At 71.9% G+C, this 22,454-nt stretch carries 17 protein-coding genes; 9 read left to right on the top strand and 8 right to left on the bottom strand.

Annotated features, from left to right (window positions below):
- Positions 1 to 24 precede the first annotated feature (24 nt).
- On the top strand, positions 25 to 747 hold the full coding sequence (locus OG906_RS11620) for a CDP-alcohol phosphatidyltransferase family protein (RefSeq protein ID WP_329442298.1): 723 nt from the start codon (positions 25 to 27) through the stop codon (positions 745 to 747).
- Here OG906_RS11620 and OG906_RS11625 read toward each other — a convergent pair.
- On the bottom strand, positions 728 to 1,237 hold the full coding sequence (locus OG906_RS11625) for an adenylyltransferase/cytidyltransferase family protein (RefSeq protein ID WP_329442301.1): 510 nt from the start codon (positions 1,235 to 1,237) through the stop codon (positions 728 to 730). The genes OG906_RS11620 and OG906_RS11625 overlap by 20 nt on opposite strands.
- A gap of 172 nt (positions 1,238 to 1,409) precedes the next feature.
- Between OG906_RS11625 and OG906_RS11630 the strand changes: the two genes are divergently transcribed.
- The 3 genes from OG906_RS11630 to OG906_RS11640 are packed head-to-tail and all read left to right on the top strand — an operon-like array spanning position 1,410 to position 5,595.
- Positions 1,410 to 2,615, top strand: coding sequence for a glycosyltransferase family 4 protein (locus OG906_RS11630; protein WP_329448002.1), 1,206 nt, complete (start codon positions 1,410 to 1,412; stop codon positions 2,613 to 2,615).
- A complete protein-coding gene (locus OG906_RS11635; RefSeq protein ID WP_329442303.1) occupies positions 2,612 to 4,354 on the top strand; it encodes a lipopolysaccharide biosynthesis protein in 1,743 nt (580 codons plus the stop codon). The genes OG906_RS11630 and OG906_RS11635 overlap by 4 nt, the downstream gene beginning before the upstream one ends.
- The gene (locus OG906_RS11640) at positions 4,351 to 5,595 is read left to right on the top strand and encodes a hypothetical protein (protein ID WP_329442304.1); all 1,245 of its coding nucleotides are present in this window, start codon (positions 4,351 to 4,353) and stop codon (positions 5,593 to 5,595) included. The genes OG906_RS11635 and OG906_RS11640 overlap by 4 nt, the downstream gene beginning before the upstream one ends.
- Positions 5,596 to 5,632: 37 nt before the next feature.
- Here the strand turns inward: OG906_RS11640 and OG906_RS11645 are convergent, their stop codons facing one another.
- Positions 5,633 to 7,153 (bottom strand): hypothetical protein, encoded by a 1,521-nt coding sequence (locus tag OG906_RS11645; RefSeq protein WP_392898751.1) that lies wholly within the window; start codon positions 7,151 to 7,153, stop codon positions 5,633 to 5,635.
- A 123-nt stretch (positions 7,154 to 7,276) separates the two neighbouring features.
- Here OG906_RS11645 and OG906_RS11650 point away from each other — a divergent pair, with 123 nt between their 5' ends.
- Together OG906_RS11650 and OG906_RS11655 are read left to right on the top strand one after the other, a co-directional pair.
- The gene (locus tag OG906_RS11650; RefSeq protein WP_329442306.1) at positions 7,277 to 7,816 is read left to right on the top strand and encodes a WcaF family extracellular polysaccharide biosynthesis acetyltransferase; all 540 of its coding nucleotides are present in this window, start codon (positions 7,277 to 7,279) and stop codon (positions 7,814 to 7,816) included.
- Positions 7,813 to 8,940 carry a glycosyltransferase gene (locus OG906_RS11655; protein ID WP_329442308.1) on the top strand — a complete coding sequence of 376 codons (1,128 nt, stop codon included), beginning with the start codon at positions 7,813 to 7,815 and terminating at the stop codon, positions 8,938 to 8,940. The genes OG906_RS11650 and OG906_RS11655 overlap by 4 nt, the downstream gene beginning before the upstream one ends.
- A gap of 46 nt (positions 8,941 to 8,986) precedes the next feature.
- On the opposite strand, the gene OG906_RS11660 is transcribed toward OG906_RS11655, so the two are convergent.
- From OG906_RS11660 to gmd, 4 genes are all read right to left on the bottom strand, one after another.
- Positions 8,987 to 9,202 carry a hypothetical protein gene (locus OG906_RS11660; protein WP_053677538.1) on the bottom strand — a complete coding sequence of 72 codons (216 nt, stop codon included), beginning with the start codon at positions 9,200 to 9,202 and terminating at the stop codon, positions 8,987 to 8,989.
- 113 nt (positions 9,203 to 9,315) lie between these two features.
- Complete coding sequence (locus tag OG906_RS11665) at positions 9,316 to 9,996, bottom strand: hypothetical protein (RefSeq protein WP_329442310.1); 681 nt, start codon at positions 9,994 to 9,996, stop codon at positions 9,316 to 9,318.
- Between the two features lie 84 nt (positions 9,997 to 10,080).
- Positions 10,081 to 12,861 (bottom strand): LamG-like jellyroll fold domain-containing protein, encoded by a 2,781-nt coding sequence (locus tag OG906_RS11670; protein ID WP_329442312.1) that lies wholly within the window; start codon positions 12,859 to 12,861, stop codon positions 10,081 to 10,083.
- A 247-nt stretch (positions 12,862 to 13,108) separates the two neighbouring features.
- Complete coding sequence (gene gmd / locus OG906_RS11675) at positions 13,109 to 14,122, bottom strand: GDP-mannose 4,6-dehydratase (protein WP_329442314.1); 1,014 nt, start codon at positions 14,120 to 14,122, stop codon at positions 13,109 to 13,111.
- A gap of 320 nt (positions 14,123 to 14,442) precedes the next feature.
- Here gmd and OG906_RS11680 point away from each other — a divergent pair, with 320 nt between their 5' ends.
- Positions 14,443 to 15,387 (top strand): GDP-L-fucose synthase family protein, encoded by a 945-nt coding sequence (locus tag OG906_RS11680; protein WP_329442316.1) that lies wholly within the window; start codon positions 14,443 to 14,445, stop codon positions 15,385 to 15,387.
- A gap of 19 nt (positions 15,388 to 15,406) precedes the next feature.
- Here the strand turns inward: OG906_RS11680 and OG906_RS11685 are convergent, their stop codons facing one another.
- On the bottom strand, positions 15,407 to 16,894 hold the full coding sequence (locus OG906_RS11685) for a sugar transferase (protein WP_329442318.1): 1,488 nt from the start codon (positions 16,892 to 16,894) through the stop codon (positions 15,407 to 15,409).
- 382 nt (positions 16,895 to 17,276) lie between these two features.
- Here OG906_RS11685 and OG906_RS11690 point away from each other — a divergent pair, with 382 nt between their 5' ends.
- Together OG906_RS11690 and OG906_RS11695 are read left to right on the top strand one after the other, a co-directional pair.
- Positions 17,277 to 19,544, top strand: coding sequence for a M4 family metallopeptidase (locus OG906_RS11690; protein ID WP_329442320.1), 2,268 nt, complete (start codon positions 17,277 to 17,279; stop codon positions 19,542 to 19,544).
- A 229-nt stretch (positions 19,545 to 19,773) separates the two neighbouring features.
- Positions 19,774 to 21,318: a nitronate monooxygenase gene (locus tag OG906_RS11695; RefSeq protein ID WP_329442321.1), complete on the top strand. Its 1,545-nt coding sequence runs from the start codon at positions 19,774 to 19,776 to the stop codon at positions 21,316 to 21,318.
- Positions 21,319 to 21,424: 106 nt separating this feature from the next.
- Here OG906_RS11695 and OG906_RS11700 read toward each other — a convergent pair whose 3' ends face one another.
- The gene (locus OG906_RS11700) at positions 21,425 to 22,234 is read right to left on the bottom strand and encodes a hypothetical protein (protein WP_329442323.1); all 810 of its coding nucleotides are present in this window, start codon (positions 22,232 to 22,234) and stop codon (positions 21,425 to 21,427) included.
- Positions 22,235 to 22,454 lie beyond the last annotated feature (220 nt).

Consider the following 22,454-nt stretch of genomic DNA (forward strand, 5'->3'; position numbering starts at 1 on the left):
ACACGTTCAAAGGGGCTTGGCCGGATGGCGAGATTCGGGACCGCGTTGCGGGAGCTGCGCGGGGCGCAGAAGTCGGCGAAGGGCGTGTCGCTCTACTCCCGGTACGTCAACCGTCCCGCCGGGCGGTACCTGGCCGCCGGGTCGTACGCCCTCGGGCTCACCCCGAACCAGGTCACGCTGATCAGCGCCGCCTTCAGCTTCGCCGCGGTCGCGGCCGTCGCGCTGGCCGCGCCCTCGTGGGGGCTCGGGATCGTCGTGTGGGCGGCGCTCGCGGTCGGCTTCGCCTTCGACTCCGCCGACGGCCAGCTCGCCCGGCTGCGCGGGGGCGGCAGCGCCTCGGGCGAATGGCTGGACCACGTCGTGGACTGCGCCAAGCTGACGGCCCTGCACACCTGCGTGCTGATCGCGTTCTACCGCTTCCCCGACGCGTACGGGACGGGCGCGGACGGCTGGCTCCTGGTGCCGCTCGGCTTCCAGTTCGCCGCGATCGTCACCTTCTTCGGCGGGCTGCTGACGGAGAAGCTCAAGCCCAGGCCGGCGCCGGGGAGCGCCGCCGCCGCGCCGTCGACCGTGCGCGCGGTGGCGTTGCTGCCCGTGGACTACGGGGTGTTCTGTCTGGTGTTCCTGCTGCTCGGCGGCGGGGAGCTGTTCCGCTGGGCGTACGCGGGACTGGGCGCGGTCGCCGTGCTGTTCCTGGTGGCGTTCCTGGCCAAGTGGTATCGGGAGCTCAGCGCCGTTCCGCGGTGAGGCCCTCGCCGGCGAGGTGGGCGACCTGGGACGGGACGGCCGGCTGCGAGAGGGCGTCGAGGGCCCGGCGGAGCTGGGTGCTGGAGGTGTGGACCGTGTAGGGGAAGTAGACGACGTCGACGCCGTGCTCGGCGAAGTCCTTCTCCAGCCGCTCGCCCTTGGGGGTGCCGCGCCAGTCATCGCCCTTGAAGATGACGTCGAAGCGGACCTGCTTCCAGGTCTCCACCTTGTCCGGGACCGTCTCGACGAAGGCGGCGTCGACGTACTTGACGCTGCGGACGATCTCCAGGCGCTCCACCAGCGGGATCATCGGGCGGCGGCCCTTGGCGAGTTCGGCCATCTCGTCCGACACGACGCCGGCCACCAGGTAGTCGCACTGACTCCGGGCGTGGCGAAGGATATTGAGGTGTCCGATATGGAACAGATCGTACGCACCCGGCGCATAGCCCACTCGATACGGCCTGCGCGCGGGCGCACCAAGGTCTGACATGTCCTGCTCCGTCATTGGTTACCCCCCAAGAGCCACACCCCCCGGTGTGGCGGATTAGCAGACAATAGCGTGCACGTACCGCATCACGTCGGTGAACGAATAGGGTGACGTGCGCATCATCCAGGGGAGAAGGGGACCTTCAGTGTCCAGATCCGGTCACCGGCGCCTGCTGCTGGTTTCCACCAATTACGCTCCTGAGCACGCGGGGATCGGGCCGTACGCCACGCAGATCGCCGAGCACTGGGCGGATCTCGGCCACGAAACCCATGTACTGGCGGGCATGCCGCACTATCCGGCCTGGTCTCTCGAGCCGGAGTACAAGGGGGCGCTACGGCGCACGGAGCAGCGCGGGGGAGTCACCGTGCACCGGCGCGCGCACACGGTTCCTCAGCAGCAGACCGCCGTCAAGCGGGCCCTTTTCGAAGGATCGATTCTGCTGCACGGGGCCGCGGCCCCGCCGCGGATGCCGAAGCCGGACGCGGTCATGGCCCAGATGCCCAGCCTGGCCGGCGGGGTGCTCGCGGCGCGACTCGCGGCCAAGTGGAAGGTCCCCTACGTCCCGGTGGTCCAGGACCTGATGGGCGCCGCGGCCGAGCAGAGCGGGATCAGCGGCGGGGACAAGGCGGCCGCGATCGCCGGGCGCGCCGAGGCGTACGCCCTCAAGCGCGCCACCCTGGTCGGTGTGATCCACGAGACGTTCGTGGACCGGGTCGTCGGCATGGGCGTGGATCCGAAGAGGATCCGCCTGGTGCCCAACTGGTCCCACGTGGCGGTCCCCACGAAGCCGCGCGGCGAGACCCGCCGGCACCTCGGCTGGGCCCCTGGTCAGACGGTGGTCCTGCACTCCGGGAACATGGGCCTCAAACAGGGTCTGGAGGTACTCGTCGGTGCCGCGCGACTGGATCCGAACGTCCGCTTTGTCCTCATGGGTGACGGAAGCCAGCGCTCCACTCTCGCCGACCTCGCCGCCGATGTGCCGAATCTGGACATCATCCCCCCTGCCGCTGACGGTGAGTTCCCGGATATCCTCGCGGCGGCGGACGTGCTCGCGGTCACGCAGCACGCGGCCGTGCTGGACATGAGCGTGCCGTCCAAGCTCACCTCGTACTTCCAGGCGGGGCGCCCCGTCCTCGCGTCCGTCGCGGCGCAGGGCGGAACGGCCCAGGAAGTGGAACGTTCGGGCGCAGGGGTACTCGTACCGCCGGAGGACCCCGACGCCCTGTTGAAGGCCGTACGGGCCCTGGCCGAGGATCCCGAAGGCGCGAACGCGCTGGGGGCCGCCGGGCCCGCCCACGTGGCGGCCCACCTGAGCAGGGAAGCGGGCCTCGCCCGCATCGACGCACTGATAGACGAAGCACTTGGGGGTCCCCGGCCGTGATCGAGACGAACCGCCCGGCAGCGGCCCCGGCAGAGGACGAACCCGACCTCCTCCGGGACCAGTTCAAGCAGCTCCTGCGCTACCGCCGACTCCTCCTGGCGGGCGTCGGCGTCGGCCTGCTGGGTGGCGTCTACCTCGGCATATCCACGGCCGACACGTACGTCGCCACCGCCGACGTCGTGCTGCGCGCGCCCACCGACGACCCGTTCAACCCGAGCCTCGCGCCCGACAAGGCGATCAACATCGGCTCCGAGCGTCAGGTCGCGCTCTCCAGTTCCATCGCCAACGAGGCGGCGAAGAAGCTCGGCGTCTCCGCGTCCGGCCTCGCCGGTCTGCGCTCGGGCCTCCAGGTCACCAACCCGCCCCAGACGATGGTCCTGCGCTTCACCTACACCTCGTCCTCCCCCGCCGAGGCCGCCAAGCGCGCCAACGCGATGACCGGCGCCTACCTGCTCAAGCGGCAGGAGGCCCTCGACGTCACCCGCGACAAGATGGTCAAGGGCTACCAGGACCAGCGCGACCCGGTGGCCAAGCAACTGGACGAGCTGGCCAAGGACATCTCCCGGATGCCTTCGGGCGCCACCCGGGACGCGGCCACCTCCAGCAAGACCGACCTCCAGAGCGAGGTCGGCCGCTACAACAACAGCATCACCAAGCTCGAAGCCCTCGACATGACCCCGGGGCGCGTCACCAGCCCCGCGACCCCGCCGTCCGAGCCCGACGGCCCCGGCATCCCGATGTCGCTGGCGATCGGCGCGGCCGTGGGCCTCGCGCTCGGCCTGCTCGCCGCCTGGGTCCGGCTCGTCTTCGACCCGGCGCCGCGCTCCGAGGGCGACGTCGCCCGGGCCCTGCGCGCCCCCGTACTGGGATCCCTGCCGCGGGACAAGACCGGCGGCGGGCCGCTGCTCGCGGCCGGCGAGGAGGATCCGCGGCTCGCCGAGGAGTTCCGCTCGGTGGCGTTCCGCCTCGCGTACGACGCCCGGTTCGCCGACCGGCGCCGCCTGCTGGTCGTCGCCCCGCGCGGCTCCAGCGAGACCGCCGCGGCGGTGGCCGTGAACCTGGCCGCCTCCTTCGCCGAGACCGGCAAGGACGTCCTGCTCATCGAGGCGGACCTGCGCACCCCGGTGCTGGCGAGCCAGCTGCCGACCGACGCGGGCGGCCGGCCGCGCTGGAGCCAGATGCCGGGCGGTCCCGCCGCCGGGCAGAGCGGCGACTCCGACTGGCCGGACGGACGTCAGCTCGTCGTGGACGCCGGCGAGTCCGGTGCCTTCGACCTGATCCCGGGCGAGCGGGTCCGCAACGTCGCCCGCGCCCTGACGTCCCCGCGCTCGACCCGGTTGATCTCCGAGGCCGACTCCCCCAACTCCACGGTCGTGGTGCTCGCGCCGCCCGTGCTCTCGTACGCCGACGCCCTCGCGCTCGTCGACCGCGTCGACGGGGTGCTGGTCGTCTGTGACCCGCGCGCCGTGCGGCGCACCGACCTCTCCCGCATCCGCGAACTGATCAGCGGCGCGGGCGGCACGGTGCTCGGCGCCGTGCTGCACACCCCGCTGCCCACCGAGAAGCGCGGACGCGGCAAGGGCAAGGGGGAGGGCGCCCCGCAGGACGCGCCGGCCCGTCCGGCCGGCCCGTCCGCGCCGCAGCCGATCCCCTACGAGGTGGCCGAGCCGGAGCAGCACATCCCCGGTGACGGCACCGACACCGTGGCGCTGCGCACGGTCCGCATGGGCCGGCGGTGAGTCGGCGGGGACTCGCAGCGGTCGCCTCGGTCCTGGACCAGGCGGCCTCCAGCGCCACCAACATCCTGGTGCTGGTGTTGGCCGCCCGGCTGTCCTCGGCAGCCGGGTTCGCCGACTTCTCGATGGTGTACGTGACGTTCACCGTGCTCCTCGGGCTGAACATGGCCTACGTCGGACAGACCGTGGTGCTGGAGAAGGGCGAGCGGCTCACGAGCGTGTGCCGCTCGGCCGTCGCCTTCACCGCGGCGGCCGCAGGCGTCGTCGGCGTCGTGCTCGTTCTCGTGGGCCTGCTGCTGCCCGGGGCCACCGGGTGGGCGGTCCTCGCGCTGGGTCTGGTCCTGCCGCCGGTGCTCGTCCAGGACGGACTGCGGTACTGCTTCTCCGCGCTGCGCACGCCCGAGCGGGCCCTGGCCGCCGACGCGTTGCGTCTGGTGTGCGTGGTGCCCGCCCTGCTGCTCCAGCCCGAAGGGGCGTCGGCGGGACGGCTCGTGCTGGTGTGGGGGCTCTCCGCGCTGCCCGCCCTGGCCCTGGGGCTGCTCCTGCTGAGGCCGGCCGTGCGGGGCGCCGCGACGGAGCTGCGTCCGTACCTGCGCCGCGGGCACCTGGGGCAGCGGTTCGTCGTCGAGTTCGCGGTGGGCAACGGGTCCAGTCAGCTCGCCGTCCTGGGCCTCGGCGTCTTCGCGACGCCCCTGGCCGTGGGGGCGCTGCGCGGCGCGACGACCCTGTTCGGGCCGCTCAACGTGCTGTTCAACTCCGCGAACGCCTTCGGGCCGCCCGTGGTGGGCCGGGCCTGCGGCAAGCGGGGCGTGGTCCGGCTGACGCTGCTGATGGGCGGCGCGCTGGCCGTCCTCGGCGCCGGTTGGGGTGCGGTGCTGTACGCGCTGCCCGATTCCGTGGGCCGCCAACTGCTGGGCGACACCTGGACGGCGGCCGCCGCGCTGCTGCCGGCGACGGGCGCCCAGTACGCGGTGATGGGGCTGGGCACCTGCGCCCTGCTGACCCTTCGGGTGCTCAACCCGAAGGCGACGCTCTCGCTCCAGGTGGTGTTCTCGCTGCTGTCGGTGGGGCTGCTGCTGGGCGGGTACGCGGCGTGGGGCGTCGCCGGCGCCGCGTGGGGGCTGGCCGTCGGCTCGGCCGCCAAGGCCGCCGCCGGCTGGGTGCGCGTCGTACGGCTGCCCGTGCCGCCGGTGACCGCGGGTCCGATGCCCGACCCGGTGACCGAGAGCCGCGGCGCCGCCTGACCCCGGACGGGGCGCGTGGGACGGCCCCGTCGGCGGATCAGCGCAGGGTGCTGTCCTTGTCCGTGCGGTACGTCGCCACGAGGGCCAGGCACAGGGCCGCGATCGCGACGCGGCCCGAGGCCTGGAGCAGCGGTCCGCGCAGCAGGATGAAGGAGTAGCCCGCGACCAGCGGGACGACCACCGAGATCAGGCTGCCGGGTGGGGACCGGCGGGTGGCGCGCTTCGCGTACCGCCGGTCGACGCGGGCGGCCGCGTAGCCCATCACCAACAGGCCCGCGCCCATGCCCAGCGTGCCGAAGTCCAGCCACAGCTCCGCCCAGATCGGGGAGGAGAGGTTGGTGTTGATCGTGCCCATCCACTGGCCGACCATCACGCCGGTGTCGCGTGCCTTGCTCGGCCAGACCGAGCGGGGCACGGCGAAGAAGACGGAACCGGCGAGCTGGCGCCCGTAGGAGTGGCCCGGGCCGGAGTCCGCGTAGGTGATGGTGTTGGCGAACATGCCGATCTGGTCGTAGTCCTTGAGCGCCATCGGCTCCAGGAACGAGGTCGTCTCGACCGGCTTGTAGTTCTTCTCGTCGTACCGGAAGCGGTCCGCGAACGGGAAGACGAGCAGGGCGATCACCACGGCCATCGACAGCGCCACCCGGTACATCGCGGCGCTCACCGGGAAGACGGTGAACAGCAGCGCGAACATGACGGTGAGGAACCAGTAGCGCGGGTTCGAGATCGGGTTGTTGACCACGAGGTTCAGCGCGGCCAGCCCCGCCCAGGTGACGATGATCGACACCTTGCGGCGGGCGAACTTCGAGGTGATCAGCCAGCGCGTGTACAGCAGCAGGGCGAGCAGCGCCGGGACGGTGCCGAAACCGCGCAGCAGGGCCTGGCCGGCCTGCCCGTCGCCGTTGGAGACGCCCGCCTCCTCGATGCCGGCGATGATCTCCTGGCGGCTGGAGAAGAAGACGCTGGGGCCGCCCAGCTTCATGATGAAGGCCGCGCTGCCCAGGAAGGCGAGGACGGTCAGCAGTTGCAGGCGCCGCCTGTGCGCCATGACCGGCTTCTCCTCCTTGCGGGAACCCCCGGCGAGGCCCGTCGGCCGGTGTCGGGCGAGGAGGACGCCGACGTCGAACGCGAGGCAGCCCAGCAGGACGAGGCCGATGGCGAGCGTCAGGTCGGAGCGTGGCCCGACCACGGGCGTGGGTACCCGGCCGAGGACGGCCTGGGCGAGCGGGGCCACCCCCATCGCCATGTAGACGAACAGCCAGAACGAGCCCTGGAGGAGCTTGCGGCGGCTGGTCAGCACCATCGCGGACAGGCGGGCGCCCGCGTACATGGTGAGCAGGAGTTGGAGCCAGAAGGCGGCGTCGTGCTGGCCGTCGCCGGACTGGACGGCGACCACGAGCGGCAGGAAGACGCTGAAGCCGAGGATGAGCGGGATGGACAACGCGCGCGAGAGCAGGGTGCGCGGGGTGGTGACCCGACCCCACTTCTTCTCGTCGTCCGGGTCGGGCACGCCGGGTATCGGGCGCGTGACGGCGGGCTTGTGTACGTCTGTTGCCACTGCTGCCCCCACCCGGTGTACCTGGTCCGCGCGCAGTCTAGTCTGAGCGGGCGGCGCCCGGGGAGGCGCGGCCGGGGAGGCGCCCGCCGACGGTGCTCGGGGGCGGACGACGAGGGGCGACAGTTGCGGGATCTTCCTGCGTTCACGCTGGCCGGATACGAGAAGGGGCGCGGACTGCTGACGCAGGCGCTCTGGTTCGCCGTGATGAACACGGTGTTCATGGCCTGGTTCTGCCCGGCCCGGCTGCGCGTCGCGCTGCTGCGGGCCTTCGGGGCGAAGATCGGCGAGGGCGTGCTGATCCGCCACCGGGTGCGGGTGCTGTGGCCGTGGAAACTGACCGTCGGGGACCACACCTGGATCGGTGAGGGCGCCTGGCTGCTGAACCTGGAACCGGTGACCATCGGGGCGAACGTGTGCGTCTCGCAGGAGGCCCTGCTCTGCACCGGCTCGCACGACCACCGGGCCGCGGACTTCCGCTACCGCAACGCCCCGATCGTCGTGGAGGACGGTGCGTGGGTGGCCGTGCGCGCGACGGTGCTGGCCGGCGTGACGATCGGCCGGTGCGCGGTCGCGGGCGCGGGCGCCGTGGTCCACAAGGACCTGCCGCCGTTGACCCTGCAGACCCAGGACGGGCGTCGCCGCCCGGTGGAGGAGCCCAAGTGAGAGTCCTGCACGCCGTTACGCTGCACTCCCCCTCGCACGCCTTCGGCGGCCCGGTGCGGGTCGCGCTGAACCTCGCCAAGGGACTGCGGGCACGCGGTCACGAAGCCCGGCTGCTGGCCCTGGGCGAGGGATTCCCCGACCCGTGGCCGACCTCGGTGGAGGGCGTCCCGGCGAAGCTGTTCCCGGCTCGGCGACTGCTCCCCCTCGGCTTCAGCGGGATGACCTCGCCGGCCCTGCTGGCCTCTGCGGGCCGGCTGGTCCGCGACGCCGACGTCGTCCACGTCCACCTGGCCCGGGACCTGGTCACGCTGCCGGTGGCGCTGGCGGCGCTGCGGGCCCGCAAGCCACTGGTGCTCCAGACCCACGGCATGGTGGACCCGAGCGGGAAACTGCTGGCGAAGGTGCTGGACGCGGTGGCGGTACGCCGAGTGCTGCGCGGCGCGGACGCGGTGCTGTACCTGACCCCGCACGAACGGGAGGGCCTGGACGCGGTGGTGGGGGCGCCCCCGCTCGCCTCGGCCGTCCGTCTCGTCAACGGCACCCCGGCGCAGGAGGAGCGGCCCGCGCCGAGCGGGGCGCCGCGGGTGCTGTACTCGGCGCGCCTGCAGGCCCGCAAGCGTCCGGTGGACTTCGTGGACGCGGCCCCGGCGGTGCTGGCCGTCCACCCGGACGCGGAGTTCGTGGTGGCGGGACCGGACGAGGGCGAACGGGACGCCGTCCGCGCGCGGATCGCGGCCCTGGGGCTCGGCGACCGGTTCACCGTGCCCGGGGCGCTGTCCAGCGCCGAGGTGCTGACGGAGCTGCGCCGGGCACACGTGTACGTGCTGCCGTCGGTGGAGGAGCCGTTCCCGATGTCGGTCCTGGAGGCCCTGTCGGTCGGTGTCCCCCCGGTGGTGACCCACTCCAACGGGCTGGCCCGCGACATCGCCGCGGCGGGGGCCGGCCGGGCGGTGGACCCGGGTCCGGCGGGGGTCGCCGAGGCGATCCTCGCGCTGCTGGACCCGGCCGCCAACGCGGCCGCCTCGGTCGCCGCCCGCAAGCTGGCGACGGAGTCCTTCTCGATGGACGCGGTCCTGGACACCCTCCTGCCGGTCTACGAGGCCGCCGCGGGACGCGCCCGCTAGGACTTCCCCGGGTCGCCCGGCCGCGCGGCCGGGTCCCGGGGACGGGTCAGATGCCGTCGCGACGGCCCTCGACCACCGGGAGGACCCCGGCCGCGCGCCGGCGCTTGAGGACGCTGGCGTAGACGGCGAGGCCGATGCCTCCGGCCGCCATCATGATGAGGCCGACCAGATCGAGGTTGACGCTCTCCATCTTCCAGTCGCTCGCGAAGGTGAGGATGGCTCCCACCACGATCAGGGCGATGCAACCGCCGATGCCGCGCATACCTACCGCCTCCACAGTCATGGTCGTGTCACACGCGGGTACCCGGCAACGGGACGCGAAAACGCCGCCGCCGCCCGGCAGTTCGGGCGGCGGCGGCGTTCCGGCACGGGGGCCTAGGCGCGGATCCAGGCGTAGCAGCCCGTCGAGTTGAACTGCGTGGCGCCGGCCGGGATGGTGGCCGTCACCTTGTCGCCCGCCTTGAGGGGGGACGCCGGACCCGACGCGAGGACGGCGCCGTCCTTGCCCTTCGCCTCCCAGGTGCAGGTGGTGCTCTGGGTCAGCGCCCGGTAGTTGCCCGCGGCGGGCGACTTCCGGGGGCCTTCGGGGAAGCCCTTCTCCGCGGCCGCGAGGATCGGCTTCTGCTCCGGGCACAGCAGGGTGATGGCGTCCTTCGCCCCCGGGATCTCCCCGGTGATGACGGCCCCGGTCGCGGCGTCCTTGTCGCGCTTGGCGGTGCGCTCCACGCGCTGGCAGGACTCCTGGCCGGTCTGGAGGACGGCCGCCGGGTCCATCTTCTCCGGCACCCGGCCGCTCAGGTACTTCTTCTCCTTGTCCGTGAAGTTGCCCGTCTTCGGGGTCAGCTTCGCGTCGGGGAGGACCGGGCCCGTCGGCTTCGTGTCGGTCGACGGGGTCGCCGAGGCCGGCGGGGCGTCCGCCGGGTCGGGGACCGACGAGGAGGCCGGCGGCTTCGGCTTCGCGGCCTCGGAGTCGGCCTTGCCGTCGCCCGAACTGCAGGCGGTCAGCGTCAGGGCGGCGGCCAGCAGAACAGCGGCCGCCGCGGGGCGTCGGTACATCAGGGGCTCCCGTACTTGCCGGTGGTGAGACAGGAATACGGGGCCCGCCGGGTGAGGCGGGCCCCGTACTCCGTCAAGCGGTGGTTACTTCGGGCCGAAGGTGAGGATCAGCTGCGGAGCGGCGTCCGCGGCCGTCGACTCCGAGGACCAGAGCCACAGCGGGTCGGTACCCGTGCTGGTCAGCGCGAGGCTGGTGTTGCTGCCCAGCAGGGCGGTGACCGCCGCGGTGTCCAGGTCGATCCCGTGGACGGCGGAGCCGTCCGCGGCGCCCGCGAGGGTGCCGAGGGCGGGGGTGCCCAGCGCCGGCTTGGTGTTGAACGTGGTGGCCGCGGCGGTCCAGGAGCCGGTGACCGGGACCACGGACACGGTGTCGGTCGTGCCGGCGCCCGCCTGGGTCGTGGTCTTGACCTGGAGCGAGGCCGTCTTCAGGACCTGCCCGGCCGGGGCGGCCGGGAGGGTGAAGCGCAGGTACGTCTGGTAGGCCGAGGTACCGCGGACCGCGAGCGAGGTGGCCGCGCCGTTGGCGGCGTTGGGCGCGCCCTGGTTGACGTAGGTGTCCTCGGTCGTGACGACCTTGGAGACCGTGTCGGTGGGGGCCTTCGCCAGGTCGTAGTGCGACTTGACCTGGGCCTGGGTGAGCGCCGTCGGGTAGACGGCCGTCTCGTCGATCTGACCGGCGAAGAAGTTGCTGGTCGGTCGGGTCGGCCAGCCGGCGAGGTTGTCGCCGCCCACGTGCCAGAAGCCCTCGTACGCGGTGGAGGTCGAGGCGTTGTTCGTGCCCTTGTTCTGACCGTCCACGTACAGCGTCATGCCACCGGGGCCCTGCGTGCCGACCACGTGGTGCCACTTGTTGTCGTTGTACGAGGAGTCGAACAGACCGGTGGAGATGGTCCGGTTCGAGCCGTTGTAGACGCCGAAGATCAGGCGACCGGTGTTGGTGATGTACAGCTGCTTGTCGTACGTGCCGCTGTTGCTGGTGGTGTTGTTGCCGAAGCCGATCAGCTTGCCACCGCGCGAGCTGTTCGTCTTGAACCAGGTCTCGACGGTGTAGCTGGACCCGACGCTCTGGCGGTGGTCGCTGTACACCTGCTGGCTGGTGCCGTTGAAGCCCATGGACGTGCTGGTACCGGTGACGGCGCCGGGCGTCTGGCGCAGTGCCGGGGCGTTGACCTGGACGCCGCTGGTGTTGCCGGAGACCGAGGAGTCGGCGACGTACGGGCTGACCGCGTCGTCGTAGCGCCAGTACAGGTTGGCGCCGTCCGAGCGGACCTTGTCCGGGTACGACTGGACCGAGCTCGGGATGGTGACCGAGGTGGTGGCCGACAGCGCGCTGGTGTTGCCGGCGGCGTCGGTCGCGGTCACGCGGTAGGTGTAGGACTGCCCGGCCTTGACCGTGGTGTCGGTCCAGGAGGCCTGCGGGCGCTCCCACTCCAGGGACTCCGCCGCCACGGTGGCGATCGCGGTGCCCGAGCCGTTGCGGTAGATGCGGTACGTCAGCTTGCTGTCGTCCTGGTCGTAGCTGGTGCGCCAGCGGACCTGGGCCTCACCGGGCTTGACGCTGCCCGCGCCGGCCACCGGGGTGGTCGGCGCGCCGACGTCGCCCTTGGAGGAGAAGCGGGTGAGCGCCTGCTGCGGCTGGCCGTTGATCAGGGTGAACTCACCGCCGACCCACATGTACTTGGTGTCGTTCTTCTCCGCGATGGCCATCACGCGCGGGCCGATGCCCTCGCCGAGGCCGTCGTTCGCGGTGGGGTGCCAGCCGAGCTTGCGCGGGCTGCGGACGAAGCCGTCCACGGGCGCGGGGGCGGCGCCTTCGTGGTCGGTGAGCTGCGCCAGCAGGAAGTTGCGCTTGCCGTCGGGGAACTGGCCCTCCAGCGAGCAGTCGTGCGCGTGCGAGGAGCTGTAGAGGACTCCGTCGTACGGCAGGACGAACTGGGTCGCGCCGAGGCAGCGGTCGCGCCACTTCTCGGTGAAGTTGGTGCCGAGACCGATGCGGCCGTCGAAGACGCCGCCGCCGGAACCCTCGTTGCCCGTGTAGTAGCCGGTCGCGTCGGCCGAGATGTGCTTGACGACCGAGTTCGACGGGATGTTGTTGTAGGTCTTGGCGACGGCACCCGTGGTGGCGTTGACGACGGCCAGCGCGTGGGTGTTGGAGCCGTTGACCGAGAAGAAGTCGCCGCCCAGCAGGACGTTCTTGCCGTCGTTGCTGAGCGCGACGGCGCGGCCGGGCTCGTCGGCGTTGGCGACGAAGGGCTTGATCGCACCGGAGGCGGCGTCGACCGCGGCGAACCGCTCGCGGGTCTGGCCCTCGACGGTGCCGAAGTCGCCTGCGGCGTACAGGGTGTCGTCGGTGACGGCGAGCGCGCGCACGGTGGCGGGGAAGCTCGGGTGGAACGACGCCTTGGGGGTGCAGGACTCGATGTCGATCGCCGCGACGCTGGAGACCGGGGTGCCGTTGACGGCCCCGAAGTATCCGGCCGCGTACAGCGTCTTCTTGTCCTTCGATACGACCAGCGACCGGACGGTCGCACTGCCGTCGCCCGTGGTGAAGGCGAGCTTGCAGGAGGTCGGGGTGCCCGTCGCCGCGTCCAGCGCGACGAAGTTCACGGCTTCCTGCTCGGTGCCGCTGCCGGCGTTGTCCGGCGGACGGACCGCCGAGAAGGTACCGCCGGCGAACACGGTGCCGTTGGCCTGGGCCATGGCAAAGACGATGCCGTTCGGCTGCCAGGTCGGCAGGTCGTCGGCCGTGAATGCCACCGGCTGCGTGATGGCCGACGCCTCGGGCATCAGCACCAGGCCTATGCCGGTGCCGACACCGGCCAGTGACAGGACGAGGGCAGCAGTCAGCCCTCTGGATCTACGCATGAGCCCCCCAGGGCAATTGCCCGGTTTGATGGCTGGAACTATACGAACAGCCATATGTACAGGCGCAGACTAGGGCTCGCGTGAGGGCCCGGTCACCTCACTTGACCCATTGCATACCAACTTGGAATCAACAGGGTTCAGCATGGAGGGTGCACTACGGACATACGGCAGGTTTACCCCGGCCACACCCGCAGAGACCTGCGGAACATGGCCGGGACACGGCAAAGCGTAGGCGAAATATAAGCCCTCAGCGGTCAATCCGTACCGTCACGCCCGCCAGTTGGTCCTCGACGTGGCGGATGTCGGCGTCGACCATGATGCGTGCCAGCTCCGCGACCAGGACCGACGGCTTCCAGCCAAGCAGGTCGTTGGCCTTGGAGGCGTCGCCGATGAGGGCGTCGACCTCGCTGGGGCGCTCGTACTTGGCGTCGTAGCGCACGTGCTCGTTCCAGTCGAGCCCGGCGTGGGTGAAGGAGGACTCGACGAACTCGCGGACGGTCGCGGCCACACCGGTGGCCACCACGTAGTCGGTCGCCTCGTCCTGCTGGAGCATCCGCCACATGGCGTCGACGTACTCCGGGGCGTAGCCCCAGTCGCGGACGGCGTCGAGGTTGCCCAGGTAGAGGTGGTCCTGGAGGCCGGCCTTGATCCGGGCGACCGCGCGGGTGATCTTGCGGGTCACGAAGGTCTCGCCGCGGCGCGGGGACTCGTGGTTGAAGAGGATCCCGTTGACGGCGAACATGTCGTACGCCTCGCGGTAGTTCACCGTGGTCCAGTACGCGAAGACCTTCGCGGCGCCGTAGGGGCTGCGCGGGTGGAACGGGGTCGTCTCGTTCTGCGGCGGCGGGGTGGCGCCGAACATCTCGGAGGACGAGGCCTGGTAGATGCGGGTGTCGATCCCGCTCGCCCGGATCGCCTCCAGCAGGCGCAGGGCGCCGAGGCCGGTCACGTCGCCGGTGTACAGCGGGGCGTCGAAGGACACCCGCACATGCGACTGCGCGCCCAGGTTGTAGACCTCGTCGGGGCGTATGTCGCGCAGCAGGTTCACCAGGGCGACGCCGTCCGACAGGTCGGCGTGGTGCAGGACGAGGGAGCGGTTCTCCGTGTGCGGGTCCTGGTAGATGTGGTCGATCCGCTCCGTGTTGAAGCTGGAGGACCGCCGCACGAGCCCGTGCACCGTGTAGCCCTTGGAGAGCAGGAGCTCGGCGAGGTACGAGCCGTCCTGTCCGGTGACTCCGGTGATCAGTGCGGTCTTGCCCATGTGGGGTCCCCCTGTGAATCGTTGCGGTCTGTTGTGAAGTGCGGGGCGTGCCCCACCGTGCCGGGACGGCGCCCCGGCGTTTCGAGGCCGTGCCTCGGAGTTCGTGACGGGCCTGTCGGCCCGTGGCGGCGGCGCGCCGTGCGGGGGCGCGGGTCCCGGTCGGGGGGCGCTCCGTCCGCGCGGGCGCGGGCGCGGGGGCTGGATGGGTACCGTACACGGCCGAACCGGAGCCACGCCCTCCGGATTCCGGCCGTCCCGACCCGTCGCGGGCCGGCCACCTCGGCGTCGGCCCACGTCCGGGGGCCGGCATCATCGGCGGTATGACAAGTTCGCTGCCGCTCCTGCCCCCGCACGCCCGCGTCTTCGTCGCCGGCCATCGCGGCCTCGTGGGGTCCGCGGTCGTCCGGCGCCTCACCGCCGACGGCCACGAGGTGCTCACCCGCGGTCGCGCGGAGCTCGACCTGCGCGACGCCGCCGCCACCGAGGCGTACCTGAAGGACGTCCGTCCGGACGCGGTCGTGCTGGCCGCCGCCAAGGTCGGCGGCATCATGGCCAACAGCACCTACCCGGTGCAGTTCCTGGAGGACAACCTCAAGATCCAGCTCAGCGTCATCGCCGGCTCGCACGCCGCCGGGGTGAACCGCCTGCTGTTCCTGGGCTCCTCCTGCATCTACCCCAAGCTGGCCCCGCAGCCGATCAGCGAGGACGCCCTGCTGACCGGCCCGCTGGAGCCGACCAACGAGGCGTACGCCCTGGCGAAGATCGCCGGCATCGTCCAGGTCCAGTCGTACCGCAAGCAGTACGGGGCCTCGTACATCTCGGCCATGCCGACGAACCTCTACGGCCCGGGCGACAACTTCGACCTGCAGTCCTCGCACGTGCTGCCCGCCCTGATCCGGCGCTTCCACGAGGCCGCGGTCGAGGGGCGCGACGAGGTCACCCTGTGGGGCTCGGGCACCCCCCGCCGCGAGTTCCTGCACGTGGACGACCTCGCGGCGGCCTGCGCGGTGCTGCTGAACGGCTACGACGGGGACGAGCCCGTCAACATCGGCTGCGGCGAGGACCTGACCATCAAGGCCCTGGCCGAGACCGTCGCCGAGGTGACCGGCTTCGAGGGCCGGCTCGCCTGGGACACCACCAAGCCGGACGGGACGCCGCGCAAGCTGCTGGACGTGACCCGTCTGACCTCGCTGGGCTGGAAGCCGGGCATCCCGCTGCGGGACGGCATCGCCTCCACGTACGCCTGGTGGTTGGGGCAGGGCTGATCGCACGGGCCTCGGCCCCTCAGTACGCTCCGCGACCGTCGACGACGGCGCGGAGGGTACGGCCCATGACGTCGACATCGCTGGTGAAGGACCAGTTGTCGACGTACTGCAGATCAAGCTGAATCGTTTCGTCCCAGGACAGGTCCGACCGCCCGCTGATCTGCCACAGGCCGGTCATGCCGGGCCGCACGGTGAGCCGGCGCAGCTCGACCTCGTCGTACCGCGCCACCTCCTCCGGCAGCGGCGGCCGGGGACCGACCAGCGACATGCTGCCGGTCAGCACGTTCACCAGCTGGGGCAGTTCGTCCATCGACGTCCGGCGCAGCAGCCGGCCCACCCGGGTCACCCGGGGGTCACGGCGCATCTTGAACATCAGACCATCGTTCTCGTTGGATGCCGCCAGGTCGTCCTTGAGCTTGTCGGCGTCGATCACCATCGTGCGGAACTTCCACATGACGAAGGGCTCGCCGTCGCGTCCGATGCGGTGCTGGCTGTAGAAGGCCGGACCGGGGGAACCGAGGCGTATCGCCAGCACGACCGCGAGGAACATCGGCGACAGGACCAGCAGCCCGATCGCGGCCCCCACCCGGTCCAGCACCGACTTCAACAGGGTCTGTATGCCCCGCCGCACGGGCGGCGCGATCCGCAGCACGGCGAGCCCGCCCGCGGACAGGGTCTCCAGTCGCTTGACGGAGATCTCCACCAGTCCGGGGAAGACGGCCAGTTCCAGGCCGGCGTCGTGCAGGGCCCAGGCGACCCGGCGCAGCCGCTCGCCGGCGATGCGCACGCCGGGGGCGACCAGGACCAGGTCGGCGTGGTGTCCGGCGACGGCGCCGAGCACGGCGGCCGAGTCCCCGTACGGGGTGTCCGGCATCCCCGCTTCGAGCCGGGCCGCGACGGGCACGCCGCTGGAGAGCGGGCCGTCGCCCACCGGGATGACCCCAACCACCACGTAGGGGTGGTCGGTCCGGGCGGCCAGGTGTGCGATGACGCCCTCCGCGGCCTCGGGTTCGCCGACGACCAGCACCCGACTGACGGCCTGCGCCTCGCGACGGGCGGCCGAGAGGTGGCGGTAGGTGAGCTTGTGGACCGCGACGGTGATCAGCAGGGCGGGCAACAGTGCCCCGAGCGCGGCCAGTCGGGGGGTGCTCTCGCCGGTCACCACGCGGGCGACGGCCAGTACCCCGATGAGAATCAGCCAGTCGTGCACGACCGGCAGCACTCCGCGCGATTCGCCGAGCTGCCGGGCCGCGTAGCGCCGGCGCACGGCCTGCACCCCGGTCCACGCGAGAGCGGCGCCGACGGCGCAGTACGCGGGCCGGACCTGCTGCGCGGCCTCGAAGACGAGTCCCACGGGCACGGCGGCACCGAGGAAGTCGGCGGCCACGGCGACCGGCAGGTACCAACCGGCCTTGTCCCCGAGCCGTCGAGCGGGCGCGGTGGCCGCCCCGACCGTGTCGGCGACGGTCCTGGCCACTCTTTGCGCAGGAAAATGGACATGCCTCATGGGCCCCCCTGGCACGTGGTCATATGACAGCGGCGAGCGCCCGTGGCTTCCCCTGGCAACGGGCAACAGTCGCACCGGGAAACAGTACGACAAACACCCGTACGGTAAATGCCGTTTGCGTTAACGGTGCCTCTCGTTGCTCAAGCGTTAGCAACCGGTACATCCCGTTCCACATGCCGAACTCCCCCTTCCCACACAAAGGTGAATGGTTCGGATACCGGATACGTATCTTCGGACAACGAACCGTTTCCAGCCAACCTTTTGACGCGGCCCTGACATCAGCGCCCACAGGTGGCACTCTTCGACCGTTCATCGCACCAGCCCTGATCTGCCCGGAGGCCCACCCAGCCATCCGGAACCCCCCTTGCAGAAGGAGTCTGCGTTGAGTCCCACCCCCCAGCGGCGTGCCACTGCGGCCGGCGCTCTCGTAGCCGCGGCAGCCCTGCTCGCCGTAGGTATACAGGCCGGAACAGCCACCGCCGACGCCACCGCGTCCCAGGCCCGCACGGCGGCCCAGCCCAACCCGGGCTCGGTCAACCGCGCACTCAGCGCTTCGGAGCGTGCGACGCTCCTCGCCGACGCCAACTCGACCACCGTGCAGGCGGCGAAGGCGCTCGGGCTCGGCGGTCAGGAGAAGCTCGTCGTCCGCGATGTCGTCCAGGATGCGGACGGCACCACGCACACGACCTACGAACGCACCTACGCCGGCCTGCCCGTGCTCGGCGGTGACCTGACGGTCCACGCCAAGAGCGGTGTCACCAAGAGCGTGACCAAGGCCACCAACCACGAGATCAAGGTCGCGGACACCAGCGCCTCGGTCACCCCGGCCTCGGCGGAGCAGCAGGCCCTCGGTCTGGCCAAGACCCAGGGTGCCAAGGACGCGAAGGCCTCCAAGAACGCCCGCAAGGTGATCTGGGCCGCCGAAGGCGCCCCGGTCCTCGCGTTCGAGACCGTCGTCGGCGGCCTCCAGCACGACGGCACCCCGAGCGAGCTGCACGTGGTCACCAACGCCAAGACCGGCGCCAAGATCACCGAGTGGCAGGCCATCGAGACCGGCACCGGCAACACGATGTACAGCGGTCAGGTGACGCTGGGCTCCGCGCAGTCGGGCAGCAACTACACGCTGACCGACACCGGCCGCGGCAACCACAAGACGTACAACCTGAACAAGGGCTCGTCCGGCACCGGCACCCTGTTCTCCGGCCCGGACGACATCTGGGGCAACGGCCAGGCGTCCAACGCCGAGACCGCCGCCGCGGACGCCCACTACGGCGCCGCCGCGACGTGGGACTACTACAAGAACGTCCACGGCCGCAACGGCCTGCGCAACGACGGCGTGGCCCCGTACAGCCGGGTCCACTACGGCAACGCGTACGTCAACGCGTTCTGGGACGACAGCTGCTTCTGCATGACGTACGGCGACGGCGAGGGCAACACCAAGCCGCTCACCTCGACGGACGTCGCGGCGCACGAGATGACCCACGGTCTCACCTCGGTCACCGGCAACATGACCTACAGCGGTGAGCCCGGCGGTCTGAACGAGGCCACCTCCGACATCATGGCGGCCGCGGTCGAGTTCTACGCCAACAACCCCCAGGACGTCGGTGACTACCTGGTCGGCGAGAAGATCGACATCAACGGCGACGGCTCCCCGCTGCGCTACATGGACAAGCCGAGCAAGGACGGCTCGTCCAAGGACTCCTGGTACTCGGGTCTGGGCGGCATCGACGTCCACTACTCCTCGGGTCCGGCCAACCACTGGTACTACCTGGCCTCCGAGGGCTCGGGCGCCAAGGTCGTCAACGGGGTGAGCTACAACTCGCCCACCGCCGACAACCTGCCCGTCACGGCGATCGGCCGGGACGCCGCCTCGAAGATCTGGTTCCGCGCGCTGACGGTCGGCTACTTCAAGTCGAACACCAACTACGCCGCCGCGCGCACGGCCACCCTGCAGGCCGCCGCCGACCTGTACGGCCAGGGCTCGACCACGTACAACAACGTGGCCAACGCCTGGGCGGGCATCGCGGTCGGCGCCCGCATCACGACCGGTGTCACGGTCACTCCGATCGCCAACCAGAACACCCAGGTGGGTGGCGCTGTCAGCCTGCAGGTCCAGGCCACCAGCACCAACCCGGGCGCGCTGAGCTACGCGGCGACCGGCCTGCCGGCCGGTCTGTCGATCAACTCCTCCACCGGCCTGATCTCGGGCACGGCCACCACCGCCGCCACGTCCAACGTGACCGTCACGGTGACCGACTCGCAGAGCAAGACCGGTACGGCCTCCTTCACCTGGACGGTCGGCACCTCGCAGCCGAACGTCTTCGAGAACACGGCCGACTACCAGATCGCGGACAACTCGACCGTCGATTCCCCGATCACGGTGAACCGCACGGGCAACGCCCCGAGCACCCTCAAGGTGGACGTGAACATCGTCCACACCTACGTCGGTGACCTGAAGGTCGACCTGGTCGCCCCCGACGGCACCCTGTACAACCTGCGCAACCGCACCGGCGGCAGCGCGGACAACATCGTCCAGTCCTTCACCGTGAACGCCTCCTCCGAGGTCGCCAACGGTGTCTGGAAGCTCCGGGTCGCCGACCTGGCCGGCGCGGACACCGGCTACATCAACAGCTGGAAGCTCACCTTCTGATCCCCGTCGGGGATTGACCGCACCACCGTTCGATCGCGGGGCCGCTCGGGAGAAGACCACCCCGGGCGGCCCTGTTCCATGTCCGGGGGTCCCGCCGACGGCGGGACCTGGTGCCCCCGCGAGGGGGACCTTCGGCGCCCGCCGCCCGACCCCGCCGGGGAGATAGTGGAACCCGGCGAACCTACGCCACCGTAGGTTCGGGTCACCGCACAGGGACGGACGCACGCACATGGCCGCGACAGCACACCAGCCCACCTCCGACCCCGACGCGCCCGCCCGGCCCACCGTCCACCGAGCCACCGACGCCGGCTCCGCGCCCGTCCGGGCCCCGGGCGGGCACCCCTGGCTGATCCAGGGCGGCATGGGCGTCGGCGTGTCCGGGTGGCGGCTGGCCCGCGCGGTGTCCCTCACCGGCCAACTGGGCGTGGTCTCCGGCACCGCGCTGGACGTCGTCCTGGCCCGCGTGCTCCAGACCGGCGACCCGGGCGGGCACGCCCGCCGGGCGCTCGCCGCCTTCCCGATCCCCGAACTCGCCCGGGCCGTCCTCGACCGCCACTTCCGCGAGGGGGGCCCGACGGACCCCTCCGCCCCGCTGCGGGCCACCCCGCGGCTGCGCGTGACCGGCGGGACCCCGGCGGACGTACTCACCGTCCTCGGCAACTTCGTCGAGGTCTGGCTGGCCAAGGAGGGACACGATGGCCTCGTCGGCGTCAACTACCTGGAGAAGATCCAGCTCGCCACCGCCCCCGCGATGTTCGGCGCGATCCTGGCAGGCGTCGACCACGTGCTCGTGGGCGCGGGAGTCCCCGGTCAGATCCCGGCCCTCGCCTCGCGGTTGGCGCGCGGCGAACCCTGCGTGACCCGGATCTCCGTCGAGGGCGACGAGGAGCCGCTGGAGCACCTCTTCGACCCGGGCGCCCTGTCGGCGGACCCGCTGCCCGGCCCGCTGCGCCGACCGCGGGTCCTGGCGATCGTCTCCCTCCCGGTGCTGGCCGCCTACCTGAACCGGGACGAGGCCACTCGCCCCGACGGGTTCGTCGTCGAGACCAGCCGGGCCGGCGGTCACAGCGCCCCGCCGCGCGGCCCCATGGCCCTGGACGACGCCGGCGAGCCGGTCTACGGCCCGCGCGACGAACCCGATCCGGCCAAAATGGCGGCGCTCGGGCTGCCGTTCTGGCTCGCGGGCGGACAGGCGAGCCCCGAGGCGGTGGCCGCCGCGCGGGCCGCCGGCGCGGCCGGGGTGCAGGTCGGCAGCGCGTTCGCGTTGTGCGAGGAGTCCGGGATGGCCCGGCACCTGCGGGAGGAACTGCTCGACCGGGCCCGCGCGGGAACCCTGACGGTCCGCAACGATCCGCAGGCCTCCCCGACGGCGTTCCCCTTCAAGGTGGCGCGGCTGCCGGGCACCGTCTCCGAACCGGAGGTGGCCCGGGCCCGCCGCCGGGTCTGCGACCTGGGATTCCTGCGCACCCCCGTACGGTCCGAGCGCGGCCTGGTCTACCGGTGCGCCGCCGAGCCGGTGACCGCGTACGTGCGCAAGGGCGGGAACGCCGCCGACGCGCACGGCCGGCAGTGCCTGTGCAACGGCCTGCTGGCCACGATCGGTCTGGCGCAACGCCGCCCGGGCGGCCGGGTGGAGCCCCCGTTGGTGACGATCGGCAAGGACCTGTCGTTCCTGCCGAGGCTCTCTCCCGACGCCTCCCCCTACACGGCGGCGGACGTGGTGGCCTGGCTGGCCGGCGGGCTCGGGACGACAGGGGTGACGCCGCCCGTGTAGCCCGGCCGGCCGTCCCCGCGCGAAGGACCCGGCACCCACGGGGGTGTCGGGCCCTTCGGTTCAGCCGGGAGACATGCCGGCCGAGGCCGGTGTCAGCCGTGACGGGTCAGCCGAGGGTGCGGAAGACGGCGTCCAGGACGCCGTACTCCTCTTCCTCCTCGCCGTCCTGGCCGCGCTCGTCGCGCTGCTCGTCCTCGTCGCGCGCCTCGTTCTCCTCGTCCTGGCCGCGCTCGTCGCGCGCCTCGTCCTCGTCGCGCTGTCCGTTCTCGTCCTCGGCCTGGTCGTCGCCCGGACGGCCGGCCTCGTCGCGCCCCTCCTCGTCCTCGCCGCGCTGCTCGTCCTCGCCGCGCTGCTCGTCCTCGCCGCGCTGCTCGTCGGCGGACGGCTCGTCGTCGCCCGGGCGTGCGGCGGGGGCTGCGGCGTGGGCGGCGACGGCGGCCACGGTGGGCTTGGCCAGGTGCGTCAGCCCACCCTGCTCCGGCCGGGCGTCGCGGCGGACGCTGCGGTCGTCGTCGTTCCAGTCGCCGTCGTGGCCGTGGTGGCCGTTCCCGCCGGTGGGCCGGAAGTAGACCGAGAGGGCCTCGACGTCGTGTGCCCCGCCGCCCGGCGCCAGGGTGCGCACCGCCCGGCCGTTGCAGCCGCGGCCCTCGAAGAGCACCGCCAGCGACTCCGTGCGGTTGTACGCCTCGGTGGCCGGCTGGTGCCGGGAGGTGCCCGTCAGCTCGTAGCAGGTGTCGTTGTCGGCCGGGCTGATGTGGCGGGTGTACTCGTCGCCGTCCTCGTCCTCGACGACGTAGTAGAGGCGGCCGAGCGTGTGGCGGTCGTCGTGGTCGTCGTCGGCCATGGCCTGCCCGGAGGCCGGCAGGACGAGCGCGAGAGCGCCGAGGAAGGCCGCGGCAGTGGTGCGAGCACGCATGAAGAGTCCGTTTCTCTGGTCGCTGGATGCCGGATCCGGAGACATCCAGCGGGCAGCGTAGGAGCGGGCCGATCAGCAGAAACGATTCAGCATGCGCAGCGCGTTCGAAGGTTCACCCTCCCGGACCGGGCACCCGGGCCGTACGGCGGTCGTACGCCCGTCCGCCCCCGGACATACGGACACCCGCGCACCGGGGTCCCGATGCGCGGGTGTCCGTAGG

It is taken from the genome of Streptomyces sp. NBC_01426 (assembly GCF_036231985.1).
Taxonomy (GTDB): Bacteria; Actinomycetota; Actinomycetes; order Streptomycetales; family Streptomycetaceae; genus Streptomyces.